An 18,115-nucleotide genomic window follows, 5' to 3' on the forward strand; every position below is an offset into this window, starting at 1 on the left:
GGGCACTCCTTCTTAACTCAACGCTTTTTGGATAGCCTCGATCACTCGATCAGCCTGGAATGGTTTCACGATAAAATCTTTCGCTCCAGCTTGAATGGCATCCACAACCATGGCTTGCTGCCCCATAGCTGAACACATAATGACTTTGGCATCCGGGTATTGGCCTTTGATTTCTTTCAATGCCGTAATTCCATCCATCTCAGGCATCGTAATATCCATCGTGACCAAATCCGGTTGCTCCTCTTTATATAGTTCTACTGCTTTCCTGCCGTCTTCCGCTTCACCAGCAATTTCGTAGCCATTTTTCGTTAAAATATCTTTCACCATCATTCTCATAAATGCCGCATCGTCTACGATTAAAATTCTTTCTGCCATGTTAAATCCTCCCTAGTAATCCATTGTTTATCGTAATTTTGTCAAACGATCTTTCGGACTCAAAATATCTGTCACCCGCACGCCAAAGTTCTCATCTATGACGACCACTTCTCCTTTAGCCATCAATTTTTCATTGACATGGATGTCGACAGGCTCTCCCGCTAATTTATCAAGTTCCAGCACTGAACCTGATGATAATTCCAGTATTTCTCTGACAGAACGCTTCGTACGTCCAAGCTCTACTGTTACTTTCAACGGAATGTCCATCAACATATCCAAGTTCTTTTGTTCAGACCCGTTCAATTGGACAGGATCGAAATTTTGAAACTCGGCGGTTTGGACATTTGCGTCATCAGCTGTTTGGCCGGATGGTCCTCCAACGTATTGTGGAGTATGAGTAGCCTCAGTTTTGTTAGAAGATTCATAGAATGTGCTGTCAGGCATGCTCTTCCTCTGTTCTTCTTGTTTCTGAAATGAAGGCTGTTCTTGGACCGGTTCAGGTTCGCTCTTTGAAGACGGTTCTTCTGGAGTCTTGAAGCTCTCTTCATCCTTAGTCTCTTCCTGCTGTGGATTCATTAATTCTTCCACAAGCTCTTTCGCAAAACTCACTGGAATGAGCTGCATGATATTTGAATCAATTAAGTTCCCTACTTGGAGTTGAAAAGAGACTTTTACAAGCACTTCCTCATCAGGAATCTTTTGAGTTCCTTCATCCTCCTCCAGATCCAGCACATCAATAGCTGGTGGTGAGATGTCCACTTTCTTGTTGAAAATTGTTGACATACTCGTAGCGGCAGAACCCATCATTTGATTCATCGCTTCTTGCACAGCACTCAATGCAATTTCATTCAAATGCTCATCCGGGTCCGTCCCGTCACCTCCAAGCATCAAATCCGCAATGATTGCGGCATCCTTCGTTCGTATGACGAGTACATTTTCGCCTGAAAAGCCGTGTGTATAGGTAACACCTACCGCTACATGCGGCTTCGGGAATTCATCAGGTAAGTCTTTCCTTTCCAGGACTGAAATCTGCGGCGTTGTAATATCAACCTTTTGATTTAAAAGAGAAGATAGTGCAGTCGCTGAACTTCCGAATGAAATGTTGCCAATCTCACCTAAGGCGTCTTCCTCCAACGATGAAATCATTTCATCTCCTGTAAATTTCGAGAGGCCCTCTTCGTTGTCTTTGTCACCCCCGCCGTTCAAAAGCGCATCAATTTCATCCTGGGATAACATATCATCACTCATTTTCTCCGGCACCCCCTTGATATTCCTCTAATACTTGCACAGCCAGCTTATTCTTTGATTTCCCTGGCTGTATGTAAAATTTAACTTCATCATCCACCTTCAATTTCAGCGGTTGGTCGATGGGCTGGTCAAGTCGGATGACATCTTCTTTACTCAATCCTAAAAACTGTTCAATGCTCATGTCAGCTTCTCCCAGGAGCGCCCGTACATCCAACTCCGCTCCCTTGATCGTATGGCTGATGGCTTGGACTTCTTCAGGATCCCGTTCTTTCGGCTTTTCTTTTTGCATCCAGTAGTGGACGGATAACCTCGGGATAATCGGTTCTAGAACGACATGCGGAATGCATATATTGATCATCCCGCTTGTCTCTCCTATAGTTGTGTTTAATGAAACGACAACAACGGTTTCATTTGGTGAGACCATCTGCAGAAATTGCGGATTTACTTCAAATTCTTCCAGTAAAGGATCAATATCGACAATCGATCCCCATGCTTCTTGATAATTCTCTAATGACCTTTCAAAAAGATGAGACATGATCGTCGTTTCAATTTCAGTCAGATTCTCTATTTTATTGACACTGCTTCCTTTTCCTCCAAGCACACGATCCATCATGGCATAAGAAACGTTCGGGTTTGCTTCTAACAGGATCCGTCCTTCAAGGGGAGGCACGCTGAAAATATTCAAGATTGTCATTGTAGGAATCGATCGGATAAATTCTTCATAAGGTAACTGATCCACCGAGGCCACTTCAATGTTCACATACGTTCTCAGCTGTGCTGAAAAATAGGTGGTCAACAGCCTGGAAAAGTTCTCGTGTATTCGTGTTAAACTTCTAATCTGATCCTTAGAAAAGCGGAGCGCTCTCTTAAAATCATAAACTCTAACCTTCTTTTCCTTTTTTTCATTCTTTAGCTCTTCTGCATTCATCTCCCCGGTAGACAGGGCTGAAAGCAATGAATCGATTTCATTCTGCGAGAGAACCTCTTCTGCCAAAACCTCACCCCCCTTTCTTCTTCTACTCTATTTATTGAAGGACTTTGTTAACCGTGTAGACGTCTGTCACTTCTCCTTCAGACATGAACTCATTCAGTTTCAACTTGACCTTCGCTTCCAAGTCAGATAATCCGGATTGAAACGTCTCAGAATCCATGGCCGATAATTCTTTCAGCAAAATGTTCTGCATTTGAAAGTCTCTTTTTTTTAATTCTTCCATAGATTCTTTACTGTCCGTCACAACACGGAAGCTGATGCGAACATAATCTCCATTTTGCAAGTCTGTTGTGATTTCCTCTGTTAAGAAGGAAGCTTCACGAATTTCATCGATGGATCTTTCTCCACTCGCTTCGCTTTCTCCATTAAAATTGAGCACAAGCACCAGCGCTACGACACCGATGACAGTCAACGTACTTAGCGAAATCACCGTCACCTTAAATCCATTCACTTGTCTTCACCTGCCTTGTCTGACACCCTGACGATACCGATTTCTTTATAAAAACCAGTGATCTTTTCAACAACCTGTTCTTCACTCTCTTTCACTAGGAACGTCCGTCCGGTAGTTGTCATCACTGTCGTATCAGGGTTCGATTGGATTTGCTCTATGTAAATCGCGTTGAAGGTAAAAGGTTGGCCATTTAATTTAGTTAAAGTAATCATTCTTATATAGAGAGGGGCATTGATTCAGACCCCTCTATCCCCTTTTATCGTTTCAAGTTGACGAGCTCTTGTAAGATTTCATCCGATGTCGTGATGATCCTTGTGTTTGCCTGGAACCCACGTTGAGCAGTAATCATTTCAGTGAATGATTCTGCAAGGTCGACGTTGGACATCTCCAGGGCTCCGGATACCATCTGGCCCGTTCCGTTTTGTCCAGCAATAAGCAGGTCATCAAATCCAGCAATAGGTTCTCCAGCATTTTGAGTGTACTGGAAGCTATTCCCCCCTAACTTTTCCAATCCACTCGGGTTCGGAAAGTTTGCTAACAAGACCCGGCCGGCCACTTGTGGGTTTCCGTTTTCATCAACGTAATTAACCGTACCATCTGTTTGAATGCTGAAACTTTGAGCACTTTCAGGAATGGTAATAATCCCAGCAGTTTCCCCACCTGCAGCATTTAGTATGGGTTCTGAAGTTGTCGTATCGTCTGCAGGATCACCAGGAGTACCATTTTCATTTGTAATAGATTCATAAGGCTGCCCGATCAGATACTTTCCTTCGCTGTTCACAATCGCTCCATCAGAATCCAGATAGAAATTACCTGCACGTGTATAACTTTGATTAACACTTCCTAAGTCAACCGTTTTTACAGTTGGGTCAATGAACCCGTCCCCGGCTTCAGCGAGTACAAACATCCCATCACCCTCAAGAGAAAGGTCGAGTGGACGATTGGTTGTTTGTCGGTTTCCTTGAGTGTGTATCGTATCGATTGAACCAACTTGTGAACCCAGACCGACTTGCGAAGGGTTGATTCCACCTCTTACATTCCCACCATCTCCGGCAATCGGGCCTTGAGCTGCAGACATCGTCTGACTCATCATATCCTGGAAGGTGACTCTTCCTTTTTTGTAACCATAAGTGTTGACGTTTGCGATGTTGTTCCCAATTGTATCGAGCTTTGTCTGAAAACCTTTCATACCAGAAATCCCAGAGTACATTGAACGTAGCATATTGACGACATTCCTTTCTTTCACTAGATTCATCTGCATCGATCGGTCAGCAGATGTTCAAGGCCTCCCACTCAGGGTCCAGCCTATTCGTTTATAAAAATTGTTCCATTGATGTTCGTGAAAATTTGAGACTGTGTTTCGTTGCGATCCATGGCTGTTACGACCGTTCGATTTTTTGAGCTGACCACAAGCGCCGCTTCGTTGAGCACGACCAAGGATTGGTCCACCCCTTTTTTGCTGGCTTCGTTCATTTTCTCTCCAATTTTTGACCAGGTTTGTTCCCTGATCTCTATCTTCCTGTCTCTCATCCGCTCCATCGCATGCTTACTCAATTTAATTTCTTTTGCTTCGTGAAGGAACTGTTGAAAGGGAACGTTAGCTTTTTTGTTCAGGGGTCCCCTCTTCGGTATGGGTAATGGTCGATGTATAGATTGTATACGCGGGTCCATATTATTCCTCATTAACTATGTTCTCAGTTTCACCGTCTACCTCTCCCACTTTGGTAATGTACTCCACTGAGATTTTCTCCCCTGATTTGAGTTCTAAGTAGGTTTCAGCCCCATTCTGATTGACTGCTTGGACGATATCCGATTCCGTTCGCTCAAGTAATCCCGTTTCCTGGTCATAAACAGGGTAAGAAACTTCTTTGCCAATCAGACCACTGTACTGGATAAGGGGAGGGAGGTTTTGACTGTCCATAAACCTTTGGAAGGACTGCGACATATTGGTCATTTGTTCCAGGCTTGAAAACTGTGTCATTTGTGAAATAAACTCTTTGTCTTTCATAGGGTCCAAAGGATTTTGGTTTTTAATTTGTGCCATAAGTATTTTCAAGAAATCATCCTTACCGAGCGTGCTGCTTCCAGTACCTCGAACCTGCTGATTTTGCAAATATAGAGAAGGGTCTATACTTGTCATACCATCACCTATACTTTCTCATTCATTAATATTTCGTGGAAACTGAGTTCTTCGTTTTCCGGATCTTCCCCTTCGTCTTGTTCATAATCATGATTGTGATCCCGTGGTTGACCCCGGTCTTTATCGCTGCTCTCCATCTGCTCTTGGAGCTGTTGCTGCATGGCAGAGGCTTCGACTTTCTCTATCACCACTTGCTGCGGGGAAAACATATGTCTTAATTGTGTTTTGTTCCCTTCAAGCATTTCTTTGGCAGCTTGACTGGTTACCAGTATTTTCACTGCCATTTCACCGTTGATTTGCGCAAATTTCACAGTAAGATCTCCCAGGTTCCCTGGTTTCATCTTGATCAGCATTTCCATGTTACCTTTTGGATTCGTGAACATACGACTGGATTGTATAATTCTCTCCAGCTCGTGGATCACCTGTTTTTGTGAAGATGAGCCCTCTTGACTTTGGTTCATATGGATGACGTGCTGTTCCACTTTTGTTATGGGCATCGATGAACCATTGGATAATGGCTGATGATTAGAAGATTGAAGTTTAGTATCCTGCTGTACTTCTTCTCCCAATGCCTGCTTTACCCACCTAACAACTTCCTTTCCTGTTACGGGTGTCTGTTGATGATAGGTTTTTGGAACTTCCATTCGATTTTGATACATCTGGATCAACTTATTGAACACTTTTTGCTCTTCATTAGACGCTTTTTTCATAACTCTTTCCAGTACATCCTGCCCCAGGCCATTTTCTTTGTTCGGCAAAGAATCAACGAGTTGCATGAATTTCTGCATCAACTCTTTCATATCTTTACCAGCTTTATGAGATAGGTGTGGCGAAGGGCCTTCTTCAATGAAGGTCTGAATGATTTCCCTCATTGCCTGCCATGTCTTATGTAAGTTTTCTTCTGTTTCGACAGGATTGGATGAGGAAGAGGTTTCTATCCCATTGAAAGATGAAGGAAGATGTAACAAGGAACTATCATTTTTCGCAGTAACTGTGGTCATCAGCGATGTCAATTCCTTGAATGTCACCACCAGATTTTGTTTTTCAAAAGTTAAATCTGAGAAATTGTCTTCCGGTATCAATTTTTGTTCCAACTGAATCATGGGTGAAATAATATTTGAGAAGAGTCCTTCTGAAGCCGCTTCTTTAGCTCGTTGGACGATTTCCTTCCACTCCACCCCTTCTCCACCAGACGATGCCCCCTGCTCGACCAAGTTCGAAATGATCGTCTCGATTTCTTCAATGAGTGCTATGAATTTCTCAGTCGTTTCTTCTAGTTTGACTTCTTTTGAGTCAGACATTGAGTTCATCGCATGAAAATTGATGAGAAGGGATCCAAAGAGAGCTCCTTCCGGCTTACCTTCAGCTTTTTGTTTCGTATTAGGGTTCATGACCATTTTTTGCGAATTCCCTAAAACCGTCATCATACCTGTATTCACTATTACACCCCCTTTCAAGGAAGCCTCAGTCTTCAATAAGAATACTTGCGATGTTTGCTGCAGTTTCCGCATCCATCTGACCAAGGATTTCTCCTCTTTCCTCACTAGCTACATCACTTAAGACTTGCACCGCTAAATTTTCATTCATACTTTCAAGAATAGGGGCAGCTTCTTCTGGCTCCATTTCCTGAAAAGATCGAGCCATATCTGCCGCTCTTGAATTGTCGTTCTCACCCTCTGATCTTGCATCTTCCAAATCAGCTTCCAACTGCACCACCTGTTGTTCCAACTCATTGATTTGATTCTGTTTACGATCCGATTCTGATTGCATTTCTTCCATCTCAGCTTCTTTGTTGGCAATAACGGCCTGCAACCGGTCCATTTCGCCGGCTTTTGAATCTTCACCTTCGGATGAAACGGCAGTGGATATTCCTGGAATTCGACTGACATACTTTTCAGCTTCTTCAAAAACGTTGACACCACTTAACGTGAGGACGATCAAGGTGAGCGTAATAAGGAAAATCAGTGGAGTGAAAATGGCAGCGATGATTTTTAAGAAAGATTTCTTGTTTTTTTTCGTAGGTTCACTCTTCGCCATTTCATCACCTATTCTGGAAATTTAAGTATTGTTGCATGGATAGTTCATCCATCTGTTTGTTTTCTTCATTTTTTATAAGGTGCCATTGCTCATTCCGCTTATGCTCTACAATTTTTTCAAACTTTTTCACCTCTATATGGGCTTGAGAAAGTTTGACTTGTTTTTGTTGCATCTTTATCCTGGCTTTCTGGACAGCGGGCTGAAGGTGATCGATCGTCTCCTGTAAACCTTGTATGTATCGTTGATGCCGGACGATGGCTTCTGCTTTCACCGTGTGGTATTTCATTTCTTGCTCAAAGCTTTTTTCCGCTGTTTCTTTCTTCTTCAGACATTCATAAAGTTCTTCTGCATGTTTTTCAAAAATGCTGACAGCTTCCTGATATACCTTCTGGGTCTTTTGCTTCTCTCGGTCTCTTAAATCTCTAATTCTTTGGAATGTTTGAATATCAGCCATACCTAGCGGCCTCCTAAGCGAACAAATTTCTAAGATCTTCCACTGACTTCTCAAAGCTTGCCGGCTCGTGAATCCCTTGTCTTAAAAATTGAATGATGGCAGAGTGATAGGATATCGCTTGATCGATTTCCATGCTCGATCCCTTTTTGTAAGCACCAATTTGGATCAGCTCACTATTTTCTTCGTAAGTAGCTAAGAGGGCGCGCAGCTTCTCAGCAGATTCTTTATGTTCGGTAGCAGCAATTTGCTTCATCACACGGCTGATCGACCTTAAGATATTGATAGCTGGAAAGTGACCCTGTTCTGCAAGTTTTCGATCAAGAACAAAATGACCATCGAGAATTCCCCGTACGGTATCAGAAATTGGCTCATTCAAGTCATCACCGTCCACTAAAACTGTATAAAAAGCAGTAATCGTTCCGGTGGTACTTGACCCTGTCCGTTCTAAAAGTTTCGGTAATAGAGCAAAAACAGATGGAGTATACCCTTTTGTCGTAGGTGGTTCGCCTGTAGCGAGACCGATTTCACGCTGAGCCATGGCAAAACGGGTGACAGAGTCCATCATCAAATTGACGTTGTACCCTTGGTCACGAAAATATTCACTTATGGCTGTGGCTGTGTACGCGCCTTTCACCCTCATTAAAGCAGGCTGATCTGAAGTGGCAACGACGAGGATGGAGTTTTTCAACCCATCTTCTCCAAGGTCATTCTCAATAAACTCTCTCACTTCTCGTCCTCTTTCACCGATCAGAGCGATCACATTCAAATCGGCGGAGCTGTTTCGAGCGATCATTCCCATCAATGTGCTTTTACCAACCCCACTCCCTGCGAAAATACCGACCCTCTGTCCTTTTCCAACAGTCAGCATCGTGTCCACAGCTCTCACACCAACTTGAATCGGTTCATGTATCGGTGGCCTCATGAGGGGATTAGGAGGGTTTTGATCTGTTGGATACCCTTTCAAACCCAGCGGCATGGCCATTCCATCTAACGGGTGCCCTGTAGCATCCAGAATCTTACCGACAAGGCCCATTCCGACTTTTATTCGCATAGGTTCACCGGTTGCCTCAACAATGCTGCCTGGACGAACTTCTTTCACTTCCCGAAAAGGCATCAAGAGGATGTTTTCATTGTTGAAACCGACGACCTCGGCTGCAATCTTTTCTTTTTGTTCAGACGTATGGATATAACACAAATCCCCGACCGAGGCTTCCGGGCCTTTCGATTCAATCATTAGTCCGACAACTCTATGAATTTTTCCATACCTTTTCATAGATTCTCCATTGGAAATCGCATCAAAATAACGCTGCCTATTCATTTCCCATCTCCTCATTCGCAATAGAGAGCAGTTGTTGTCTGAGTTCTGATAACTGTGTATCTATACTTCCATCAAGCCTTCCAAACTGGGATTCCACGATACAGGCGGTAGGTTCCAATTCTTCTTGAGCATAGATGCTTAGGTAAGAAGATGGTGTGACCAGCCGCTCAAGTTCGTCCGACTGTTTATAGACGAGGTCGTATTTTTCTGGGTGAACATACAAAGCGACTTCAGGTTGGCCTTTAACCTCTTCGATCACTTTTTTGACCAATGGTATGAACAGATCCGATTCTTCTTCAAGTTTCGCATGAAGGATCTTCTCAGCTGTTTTCATGGCCACTTCTACAATGGTTCTTTCACTATTAGTAACCGTACGGTCATGCGAAGCTTTCGCTTGTTGGATGATATCGTTGGCCTGGGATAGTCTGGTTCGTAATGCGTCGATTCCCTCCTCATGACCTTTTTGGAAACCTTCTTTCAGCCCTTTTTGGTAGGCTTCATTTTCAATTACTTTTCTCTCTTCTTCCCAAGTAGCTTTAAGTGACTCTATTTCTTCTTCCGTGGATCGGATCAACTGTTCTCTTTGATTCTTTACTGTCTCTAATTCTCTTTGGGCCTGTTCCAGCTCTTGGTCGATTTGCAGACTTTTTTGTTCCCGTTGATTTTCCTGAGCGCCCGGCCCTTGAATATGAACGGGTCTTAAGCCGATGACTCGGCCATTTGATGAAGGTCTATCTTTAGACAATGATGTCATCTCCTCCACCTCTTGCTATCACAATTTCACCAACATCTTCTAAACGGCGAATGGTAGAAACCACTCTCGTTTGGGCTTCCTCCACATCCCGAAGTCTGACGGGTCCCATGAACTCCATCTCTTCCTTAAATGTGGTCGCCATCCGTTCAGACATGTTACTGAATACGATGTCTTTGACTTCTTCACTGGACACTTTAAGCGACAGACGCAGATCATCATTTTCCACATCGCGGATGATCCTCTGAATCGCCCGATTATCAAGAGCAACGATATCTTCAAAGACGAACATCCGCTTCTTAATTTCTTCCGCCAGTTCAGGATCCTGTATTTCAAGGGAGTCAAGAATCGTTCTTTCTGTACTACGATCGACACCATTTAAAACTTCCACAACGGCTTGAATGCCCCCTGTTTCTGTATAATCCTGTGTTACCGTGGTCGATAACTTTTTCTCGAGAATTTGTTCAACCTGACTGATCACTTCAGGGGAGGTCGAATCCATAGTGGCAATTCTTCGAGCCACATCTGCCTGAAGCTCTTGTGGAAGTTCTGATAAGATCTGTCCGGACTGTTCAGGATCGAGGTAGGACAAAACGAGCGCTATCGTTTGCGGGTGCTCATTTTGAATAAAGTTCAGAATCTGGTGAGCATCTGCTTTTCTAGCAAAATCAAACGGTTTCACCTGCAAAGATGAAGTGAGGCGTCCGATAATATTAGACGCTTCATCAGAACCGAGCGCTTTCTCAAGGATCGTTTTGGCATAACCTATTCCCCCTTGAGAAATGTAATCCTGAGCTAAAGCAATTTGATGGAACTGGTCCAGTATTTCCTCTTTTTCTTTGCTATCCACTTTTTGAACAGAAGAGATTTCCAACGTCAATTGTTCAATCTCTTCTTCATCTAAATGTTTGTAAACTTGGGCAGCAACATCCGGCCCAAGGGAGATCAACAGGACAGCCGCTTTCTGTTTCCCTGTCAACGCTGACTTTCTCAAGGCCATACAAAGACCTCCTTAATCTTCCGCAATCCATGATCGCAATAGTTTCGCAAAATCTTCCGGTTTTTCTTTAGCCATTTTTTCCAGCTGTTTTCGTTTGCGTGTTCCTTCATCTTCTCGTTCTTCTATAGAAGGCACGTCCTGAGGTTTGGATTCATGAACCTCTTCTTCAAACATCATGTACTCTTCTTCATGATCTTCCTCAGCCCTCTTTCTGCGAGTAAGAACGATGAAAAGGACGATGATTATAAATAGGAGTAAACCTCCTATTACATAAGCCCATAGAGGGATACCTTGACCTGAATCAGGAAACTCAGGTTCTCCGTTGAACTCCTGGAAAACGATCGATACTTTTTCTTGTGTGTCTACTTCTCCGTACTCGCCATTGATCGATGTGGTTATCATAGAATCCACAATGGACTGTACGCTCTCTTGAACGGTTTGCTGCTCCGCAGCAGTCAAGTATTCGATTTCTCCCTCTGGACCCACACTTTTCGTATTATCGATCGCTACTTGAATCCCTAGGTCCCTTACTTTATATGGGCTTTCTTCGATATTCTTTTTTATGCGGTTGAACTCGTTGTTAATGGTTTCGCGATTCATTTCGTAATCGCCACCTGAGCCCTCTGTGCCAGCAGGGTATTCTGGTATGTCCCCTTCTTCCGTGCCTACAGGACCACCCTCAGGCACACCGCCTTCGTAGGTCTCTTCAATTCTTTCTACACTTACAGGCAGCCCCTCCATCGTTTCAGGGTCTACCGGTTCTACCAGTTCCTCTACACGATTTTCTTTTGTGAAATCGATGTCCGCGGTTACGGTAGCGATTACTTTCTGTTGACCGATCATCATTCCAAGCATGCGTTGCAAACGCTGCTTAATGTCTCTTTCAATGTCTTTTTTCACATTCTGCTGATATGTATAAGCATTTTCAGAGCTACCTATCGGTGAATCATTTATGTCAAAATAGTTGAAATTTTGATCCATAATGACGATATTATCTTTGGGCAGGTTCGGTACAGACTTGGAAGCCAAATTATAGAGAGCTTCAATTTGACCATTTTCGATTTGATACCCAGGCTGTACATTAAGAACAATCGAGGCTGAAGCAGGTTGCGCAGTTTCAGAAACAAAGACCTGCTCTTCAGGCATATTGATCATGACTTGAGCATCCTGAATGCCTGTGATGCCTTTCATTAAGTTTGCAAGTTCAGTCTGCATCGCATCCAGTTTAATAACATCAAACTCATCATCCGTCATACCCCAAGAAGTATTTCCACTGAAGAAACCATAATCGATTGTTCCACTGTTGGGCAGCCCGGCGGCTGCGAGATCCACAAGCAAACCTTCTGCCTGTGTGTCTGGAACAAGGATGGTTGAACCTCCCTGTTCAAGTTCATATGTAACTCCTCTTGTTTCAAGTTCCGTTTTGATTTGACCAATTTCCTGTAAAGTTAAATCCCTGTACAAGGGAACCATCTTTGTACTTGAGGCTAAAACACTTGTAAGGATAAGGATGAAAATGAGAGCAGCCATTCCGCCAATCATCCAACCCTTTTGCGATTTTTTCCGCTCTTTCCAAAAGGTTGTCAGTCTTCCTTGATATTTCTTTATTTTTTCTTTCATAGTTGCCCCCAAAAAAAGCACGACCTAAGCGAATGGTTTAGTGCGAATTAAATATAGTAGAGTCACACTTGCATACGCATGACTTCTTTATATGCTTCTACGACTTTACTCTGCATTTCCACAGCTGTTTTCATAGTGATGCTTGCCTTTTGTGAAGTAATCATCACGTCATGTAAATCATTGATTTCTCCTTGAGCAAGAGCCTTGGTCTTATCATTAGATAAAATCTGCGCTTCGTTCACCCCTGCGATTGCATTTTTTAACTGACTGGAAAATGCAGCATGAGCTTCACCAGGAGAAACATTTTTCTTCCATTGCGTTTGAGAAGGTTGGCTTAAGGGGATGGTGTTAATTAGATGGTTTGACATTATGGATTCTCCTTACCTTATCTTCCAATTTCCAATGCTTTCATCAGCATACTTTTCGATGCATTGACGGCCGTAACATTCGCCTCATAAGAACGAGTGGCACTCATCATATCAACCATTTCTTTTAAAGGATCGACATTCGGCAGTTCTACATAGCCATCCTCGTTCGCATCAGGATGATTCGGGTTATACACAAGTTTAAACGGCTCACTGTCTTCAATAATTTCGGTTGCTTTCACACCACTTCCTTGCGATGAATCAGTGGCTGCTTTATGTAAAAAACTTTTAAAGCTGTTTTGAGACGGCTCGAAAACAACCATTTTGCGCCGATAAGGCTGCCAATCTCCAGTCTCATCCAGAGAGGCTCGCGTTGTATTAGCGTTCGCCATATTCGATGAAGCAACATCCATTCGTAAGCGCTGAGCTGTAAGAGCGCTCGCACTATTATTCATAGCATGAAAAATACTCATCCGTTAATTTCCTCCTCTGATTACGGATTCCAGGCTACGGAATTTCCCACTCATACGATCAACCAGTGCCTGATATTGAATTTGATTTTGTGCCAGATCATTCATTTCTTTATCAATGTCCACATTATTTCCATTATGGTTGTACACCGTATTCGTTTTTGTAAAAGTCCGATACGGTTCACCAGAATCATTCTTGAAGGGTAAATGTCGTTCATTCGTCCTTTTCGCCTTCAGGAACGAATGTTCTTGATCTAACACATCCTTAAAAGAGACGCCTTTTGCTTTGTATCCTGGCGTATCCACATTGGCAACATTATTAGAGATCGCTCTATTTTTTGCTGAAGAATAGTCTAAAGCATTCTCTAAACTTGTAAAAGTACTACTGAAAAGAGTCATTACCCCACCTCTATTCGACATTTTTCTATACTCACAGACACAATTGTAAAAAAATTCACGTACTTGTGTCTATACAAAATACCACTTTTTTACGAGAGTATTACAAACACCCCAAAGGAACTAGGGACAATTCCCTTGATTTTTGGCTTTTGTTTCCATGTGTCGAAATCTTTCCCATAATGAACATTATTACATAACTTTTTGTCGAATAGTGAATATATTATGGATATTTTTAAAACACGACATAAGATAGTGAAAATAGGTTAAATCTGTTAAAAAAACGCTCTGTTACATGCATGTATTGGTTATTGGTCATTTTAAGTAAAATCGATTGTGGAAGCATTCATTTCGAGGGCACCTTTGCTCTTAGTGGCAGAGGACAATAGGTTCGCTTTCCACAGGGCACTATATGAGTTGTGGTACTTCGAAGTAATTGCAGGGCATGGCGAATTTGATCAAACTTGCTTTATCCTTTTGAGCCTCTCCCCCTTTATCCTGTTGGATCTCATCTTCCCCGCATCACCGATATAATTAATAATTCCCACATTACATTTCAAACATAAAAAACCGCCACTTTATATAAAGTGGCGGTTTGATTTTTCTTAATTGGTACGAAGTTTTTGAAGCTCTAGTAGGAAATTATTATTCAATACTTTGATATACGTTCCCTTCATACCTAAAGAACGGGACTCGATCACTCCAGCGCTTTCCAATTTTCTCAACGCATTAACAATCACTGACCTTGTGATTCCAACACGATCGGCAATTTTACTTGCTACAAGCAATCCTTCGTTCCCTTCCAACTCTTCAAAAATGTGTTCAATAGCTTCTAGTTCACTATAGGATAGGGAGCTGATCGCCATTTGTACGACAGCTTTGCTTCGTGCTTCCTGCTCAATTTCCTCTGTTTTTTCATGGAGAATTTCCATACCGACTACGGTAGCACCATATTCGGCAAGAAGTAGGTCATCCTCATTAAAATTGCTGTTTAGACGGCTTAGAATTAGCGTACCCAGACGCTGTCCACCACCGATAATTGGTACGATTGTCGTCAATCCATTCTCAAAAAGTTCACGGTTTTCTACAGGGAAAGCTGTGAATTCACTGTTAATATCGATATCCGGCGTCGTTTCTTCTATTTTGAAAAGGTTTTGTGTGTACTCTTCCGGAAATTGACGCTCTGAAAGCATTGCCTTCATTCGCTCATTTTCAATTTCCTGATTGATGGCAAAGCCTAAAAGCTTCCCTCGACGGCTCAAGACGAATGTATTCGCTTCAATCACATCCCGCATCGTTGCGGACATATCATTAAAGTCCACCGATTTTCCGGTTGTTTTTTGTAGCATTGCATTGATTTTACGTGCACGGTCTAATAGTTTCATGTTCATTTCCTCCTTGTTGTTCACCCTATAAAATAAATCGACTCAAATCTTTGTTTTTTACGATTGATGATAGTTTGCTGTCTACATACTGTGGTGTGATTTCAATGGTTTCCATCGTGACGTCAGGAGCTTCAAAGGATAAATCCTCAAGCAGTTTTTCTAAGATCGTATGCAACCTCCGCGCCCCGATGTTGTCTGTTTCCTGATTTACTTCATGAGCGATTTCTGCGAGTCTAGTAATAGCATCGTCAGAAAATTCAACCTTTATACCTTCTATTTCAAGTAATGCCTTATATTGTTTCAAAAGAGCATTTGAAGGCTCTGTTAGAATGTTCTTGAAGTCCGAAACACTGAGTTTATTCAACTCTACGCGGATCGGAAACCTTCCCTGCAGTTCTGGAATTAAATCCGATGGCTTAGCCATATGAAACGCACCCGCAGCAACGAATAGAATATGGTCAGTCGCTACTGGTCCATATTTTGTCACAACCGTTGAGCCTTCGACAATCGGAAGGATGTCTCTCTGTACACCTTCACGGGATACATTCGCCTGATTATCGCCCTTCGCGGCAACTTTATCGATCTCATCAATAAAGATCATTCCTGCCTGTTCTACTTTAGCAACGGCATCCTGACCAACTTCGTCCATATCCACCAACTTGCCTGCTTCTTCCTGTGTTAGTACTTTTCGTGCTTCTGAAACAGGAAGTTTACGTTTCTTTTTCTTCTTCGGCATGAATTGACTAAATGCATCCTGCATGTTCATACCCATCTGTTCCATGCCGGAGCCCTGCATCATGTCAAACATGGAAGATTGAGATTCTTCCACTTCGATGGTCACCATTCGGTCTTCCAGCTCACCAAGATCCAATTGATGACGAATACGGCTTCTTTTTGTCTCTATTTCCGCTTCTTCACTCTTATCATCAGGATCCACTTCCTGCTGACTGCCTTGATTAAAGATCATCTCAAATGGATTTTTGAAGTTATTGGACTGCTTTTTCTTAGAAGGAACGAGCAGTTTTACAAGCCGTTTATTTGCTTGTTCTTCCGCTCTGTCTTTCACAGCTTCCATTTTTTCTTCCTTCACCATACGTACGGCCATTTCCACCAAGTCACGTACCATAGATTCAACATCTCGGCCAACGTATCCGACTTCAGTGAATTTCGTGGCTTCCACTTTTACAAAAGGAGCCCCGACTAGTTTCGCCAACCGACGGGCAATTTCAGTTTTCCCTACTCCCGTAGGACCCATCATCAGAATATTTTTCGGTACGATTTCATCCTTCAAATCATCCGTCAGCTGCATGCGACGATATCTGTTCCGAAGAGCAATGGCTACAGATCGTTTGGCGCTTTCCTGGCCAATAATATATTGATCGAGTTTTTCAACAATTTGTCTAGGAGTCAAGTTTAATGACATTCATGGTCCCCCTTAATTGAGAACTTCCAGGATTATTTGATCATTGGTAAACACGCAGATCTCTCCTGCAACCTCAAGCGCTGCTCTCGCAATTTGAGAAGCAGATTGTTCCGGTGAATAACGTTTCAAAGCTCGCCCTGCACTTAAAGCAAAGTTTCCACCTGAGCCGATAGCAAGAATACCATCGTCCGGTTCTATTACTTCCCCAGTACCCGACACAAGAAACATATTTTCTTTATCCATAACAATCAGCATCGCTTCTAATTTCCTTAGAACACGATCACTACGCCACTCTTTGGCAAGTTCCACAGAAGCTCTTGCCAAGTTTCCATCATAGCTTTCCAGTTTTCCTTCAAACTTCTCAAAAAGAGTAAAAGCATCGGCCACCGAACCAGCGAAGCCTGCTAATACTTGATCATTGAATAATCGACGGACTTTTCTTGCCTTATGTTTCATCACTACTTGATTACCTAATGTTACCTGGCCATCTCCGCTCATCGCACATTCTCCATTGTGCTGAACGGCAAAGATTGTTGTTGCGTGAAATTGCTGCTCCATTGTTTTCACCTCTTATTTGCTCGGGGATGACTGTTCATATAGACATTTTTCAACCGATCTTTTGATACGTGTGTGTAGATCTGAGTTGAAGAGAGTCGTTCATGCCCTAACAATTCTTGTACTGAGCGCAAATCTGCTCCTTCGTTTAGCAGGTGGGTAGCAAACGAATGCCTCAATTTATGGGGATGAATATCGACTGTCATTGCTGCCTTTTCCACCATCTTTTTCAATATGAGCCTGATTCCATCAGCTGTTAAAGGCCCACCTTTAGCATTCAAAAACAATCGTTTACTCGATTCATTTTTCTTAGAAGCCAATTGGTTTCTACCATCATTTATATATGTCTGAAGTGCTTTTGCAGCAAACTGCCCGTAAGGAACGTAACGATCTTTACTTCCTTTCCCATGAACAAGCGCTGTGTTCAATGAAAAATCCAGGTCAGGGAGTTCCATTTTCACGCATTCACTAACACGCACACCCGTTCCATAGAGAAGTTCGATAAGAGCCTGGTTTCTCTGTCCTAAGGGCGTATGCAAATCACTCACTGTGAAAAGTTTCTCCAACTCTTCTTCATAAAAGAAATTGGGAATGGGACTTTCCTTCTTTGGCAATACCACATTTAAAAATGGGTTTTGAACGACAATTTCTTCTCGTTCCAAGAAACGGAAGTAGCTTCTCAAACTCGAAATTTTTCTGGAAACTGTCCTCCTTGAGTACTGCGCTTCATATTGCTTAGATAAAAAGATTCGGATGACAGGATACTCACATTCCAGAATCGTTAATCCTTCTGATGTGAGAAAGGATTCGAATTCATCTAAATCCCTCCCGTAGTGTTTTAATGTAAGAGGCGAAGCGTTTTTCTCAATTTGAAGGTATTCCATAAAGAGCTCTTTGTAAGACTGCATAATTCCTTCCACCTCTCAAAGGCGTCTAAATTTTATCACAACATTCATTGACATAACAATGGATTTAATAAAAATGTAACAAAATTCTGAATTGTTTCCAACTCTAATGAATCAAGTATTTAAAGAAATCGTACTTTAACGGGATTAAGTGTCAAGTATGTATACTTACCAAAGCGTAATTATAGCGCCCCACATTATTGCTGTCAATCAAAAAATAGCGTCCCTTTA

General features: G+C 42.5%; 22 protein-coding genes. All 22 read right to left on the reverse strand.

Features of this window, described 5'->3' with window-relative positions; genetic code table 11:
- Positions 1 to 12: 12 nt before the first annotated feature.
- On the reverse strand, positions 13 to 375 hold the full coding sequence (locus ACQ4XT_RS16160) for a response regulator (RefSeq protein WP_446854557.1): 363 nt from the start codon (positions 373 to 375) through the stop codon (positions 13 to 15).
- Between the two features lie 27 nt (positions 376 to 402).
- Positions 403 to 1,623 (reverse strand): flagellar motor switch phosphatase FliY, encoded by a 1,221-nt coding sequence (gene fliY, locus ACQ4XT_RS16165; protein ID WP_446854558.1) that lies wholly within the window; start codon positions 1,621 to 1,623, stop codon positions 403 to 405.
- On the reverse strand, positions 1,616 to 2,617 hold the full coding sequence (gene fliM / locus ACQ4XT_RS16170) for a flagellar motor switch protein FliM (RefSeq protein ID WP_446854559.1): 1,002 nt from the start codon (positions 2,615 to 2,617) through the stop codon (positions 1,616 to 1,618). Before fliM ends, fliY begins: the two co-directional genes overlap by 8 nt.
- A gap of 31 nt (positions 2,618 to 2,648) precedes the next feature.
- Entirely contained in the window at positions 2,649 to 3,065 is a 417-nt protein-coding gene (gene fliL, locus ACQ4XT_RS16175) for a flagellar basal body-associated protein FliL (RefSeq protein ID WP_446854560.1), read from the reverse strand.
- On the reverse strand, positions 3,062 to 3,277 hold the full coding sequence (locus tag ACQ4XT_RS16180; protein ID WP_446854561.1) for a flagellar FlbD family protein: 216 nt from the start codon (positions 3,275 to 3,277) through the stop codon (positions 3,062 to 3,064). Before ACQ4XT_RS16180 ends, fliL begins: the two co-directional genes overlap by 4 nt.
- A 44-nt stretch (positions 3,278 to 3,321) precedes the next feature.
- The gene (gene flgG, locus ACQ4XT_RS16185; protein ID WP_446855712.1) at positions 3,322 to 4,287 is read right to left on the reverse strand and encodes a flagellar basal body rod protein FlgG; all 966 of its coding nucleotides are present in this window, start codon (positions 4,285 to 4,287) and stop codon (positions 3,322 to 3,324) included.
- Positions 4,288 to 4,370: 83 nt separating this feature from the next.
- The gene (locus ACQ4XT_RS16190) at positions 4,371 to 4,736 is read right to left on the reverse strand and encodes a TIGR02530 family flagellar biosynthesis protein (protein WP_446854562.1); all 366 of its coding nucleotides are present in this window, start codon (positions 4,734 to 4,736) and stop codon (positions 4,371 to 4,373) included.
- Between the two features lies 1 nt (position 4,737).
- Positions 4,738 to 5,205 carry a flagellar hook assembly protein FlgD gene (flgD, locus tag ACQ4XT_RS16195; RefSeq protein ID WP_446854563.1) on the reverse strand — a complete coding sequence of 156 codons (468 nt, stop codon included), beginning with the start codon at positions 5,203 to 5,205 and terminating at the stop codon, positions 4,738 to 4,740.
- Between the two features lie 8 nt (positions 5,206 to 5,213).
- Positions 5,214 to 6,644, reverse strand: coding sequence for a flagellar hook-length control protein FliK (locus ACQ4XT_RS16200; protein WP_446854564.1), 1,431 nt, complete (start codon positions 6,642 to 6,644; stop codon positions 5,214 to 5,216).
- 25 nt (positions 6,645 to 6,669) lie between these two features.
- Entirely contained in the window at positions 6,670 to 7,242 is a 573-nt protein-coding gene (locus ACQ4XT_RS16205) for a MotE family protein (protein ID WP_446854565.1), read from the reverse strand.
- 4 nt (positions 7,243 to 7,246) lie between these two features.
- Complete coding sequence (gene fliJ, locus ACQ4XT_RS16210) at positions 7,247 to 7,696, reverse strand: flagellar export protein FliJ (protein WP_446854566.1); 450 nt, start codon at positions 7,694 to 7,696, stop codon at positions 7,247 to 7,249.
- Positions 7,697 to 7,709: 13 nt separating this feature from the next.
- Complete coding sequence (gene fliI / locus ACQ4XT_RS16215) at positions 7,710 to 9,014, reverse strand: flagellar protein export ATPase FliI (RefSeq protein ID WP_446854567.1); 1,305 nt, start codon at positions 9,012 to 9,014, stop codon at positions 7,710 to 7,712.
- Positions 9,007 to 9,759, reverse strand: coding sequence for a flagellar assembly protein FliH (gene fliH, locus ACQ4XT_RS16220; RefSeq protein ID WP_446854568.1), 753 nt, complete (start codon positions 9,757 to 9,759; stop codon positions 9,007 to 9,009). The genes fliI and fliH overlap by 8 nt, the downstream gene beginning before the upstream one ends.
- Positions 9,752 to 10,765 (reverse strand): flagellar motor switch protein FliG, encoded by a 1,014-nt coding sequence (gene fliG, locus ACQ4XT_RS16225; protein WP_446854569.1) that lies wholly within the window; start codon positions 10,763 to 10,765, stop codon positions 9,752 to 9,754. Before fliG ends, fliH begins: the two co-directional genes overlap by 8 nt.
- Positions 10,766 to 10,777: 12 nt before the next feature.
- Positions 10,778 to 12,385 carry a flagellar basal-body MS-ring/collar protein FliF gene (fliF, locus tag ACQ4XT_RS16230; protein WP_446854570.1) on the reverse strand — a complete coding sequence of 536 codons (1,608 nt, stop codon included), beginning with the start codon at positions 12,383 to 12,385 and terminating at the stop codon, positions 10,778 to 10,780.
- A 62-nt stretch (positions 12,386 to 12,447) separates the two neighbouring features.
- Entirely contained in the window at positions 12,448 to 12,753 is a 306-nt protein-coding gene (gene fliE / locus ACQ4XT_RS16235; protein WP_446854571.1) for a flagellar hook-basal body complex protein FliE, read from the reverse strand.
- Positions 12,754 to 12,770: 17 nt separating this feature from the next.
- Positions 12,771 to 13,223, reverse strand: coding sequence for a flagellar basal body rod protein FlgC (gene flgC, locus ACQ4XT_RS16240; protein WP_446854572.1), 453 nt, complete (start codon positions 13,221 to 13,223; stop codon positions 12,771 to 12,773).
- A 3-nt stretch (positions 13,224 to 13,226) separates the two neighbouring features.
- The gene (flgB, locus tag ACQ4XT_RS16245) at positions 13,227 to 13,619 is read right to left on the reverse strand and encodes a flagellar basal body rod protein FlgB (RefSeq protein ID WP_446854573.1); all 393 of its coding nucleotides are present in this window, start codon (positions 13,617 to 13,619) and stop codon (positions 13,227 to 13,229) included.
- Between the two features lie 602 nt (positions 13,620 to 14,221).
- A complete protein-coding gene (gene codY, locus ACQ4XT_RS16250; RefSeq protein WP_446854574.1) occupies positions 14,222 to 15,001 on the reverse strand; it encodes a GTP-sensing pleiotropic transcriptional regulator CodY in 780 nt (259 codons plus the stop codon).
- Positions 15,002 to 15,026: 25 nt separating this feature from the next.
- Positions 15,027 to 16,424 carry an ATP-dependent protease ATPase subunit HslU gene (hslU, locus tag ACQ4XT_RS16255; protein WP_446854575.1) on the reverse strand — a complete coding sequence of 466 codons (1,398 nt, stop codon included), beginning with the start codon at positions 16,422 to 16,424 and terminating at the stop codon, positions 15,027 to 15,029.
- Between the two features lie 12 nt (positions 16,425 to 16,436).
- Positions 16,437 to 16,982 (reverse strand): ATP-dependent protease subunit HslV, encoded by a 546-nt coding sequence (gene hslV / locus ACQ4XT_RS16260; protein ID WP_446854576.1) that lies wholly within the window; start codon positions 16,980 to 16,982, stop codon positions 16,437 to 16,439.
- A gap of 5 nt (positions 16,983 to 16,987) precedes the next feature.
- Positions 16,988 to 17,887: a tyrosine recombinase XerC gene (gene xerC, locus ACQ4XT_RS16265; RefSeq protein WP_446854577.1), complete on the reverse strand. Its 900-nt coding sequence runs from the start codon at positions 17,885 to 17,887 to the stop codon at positions 16,988 to 16,990.
- Positions 17,888 to 18,115 lie beyond the last annotated feature (228 nt).

This window comes from Halobacillus sp. 12SKB (assembly GCF_052941655.1).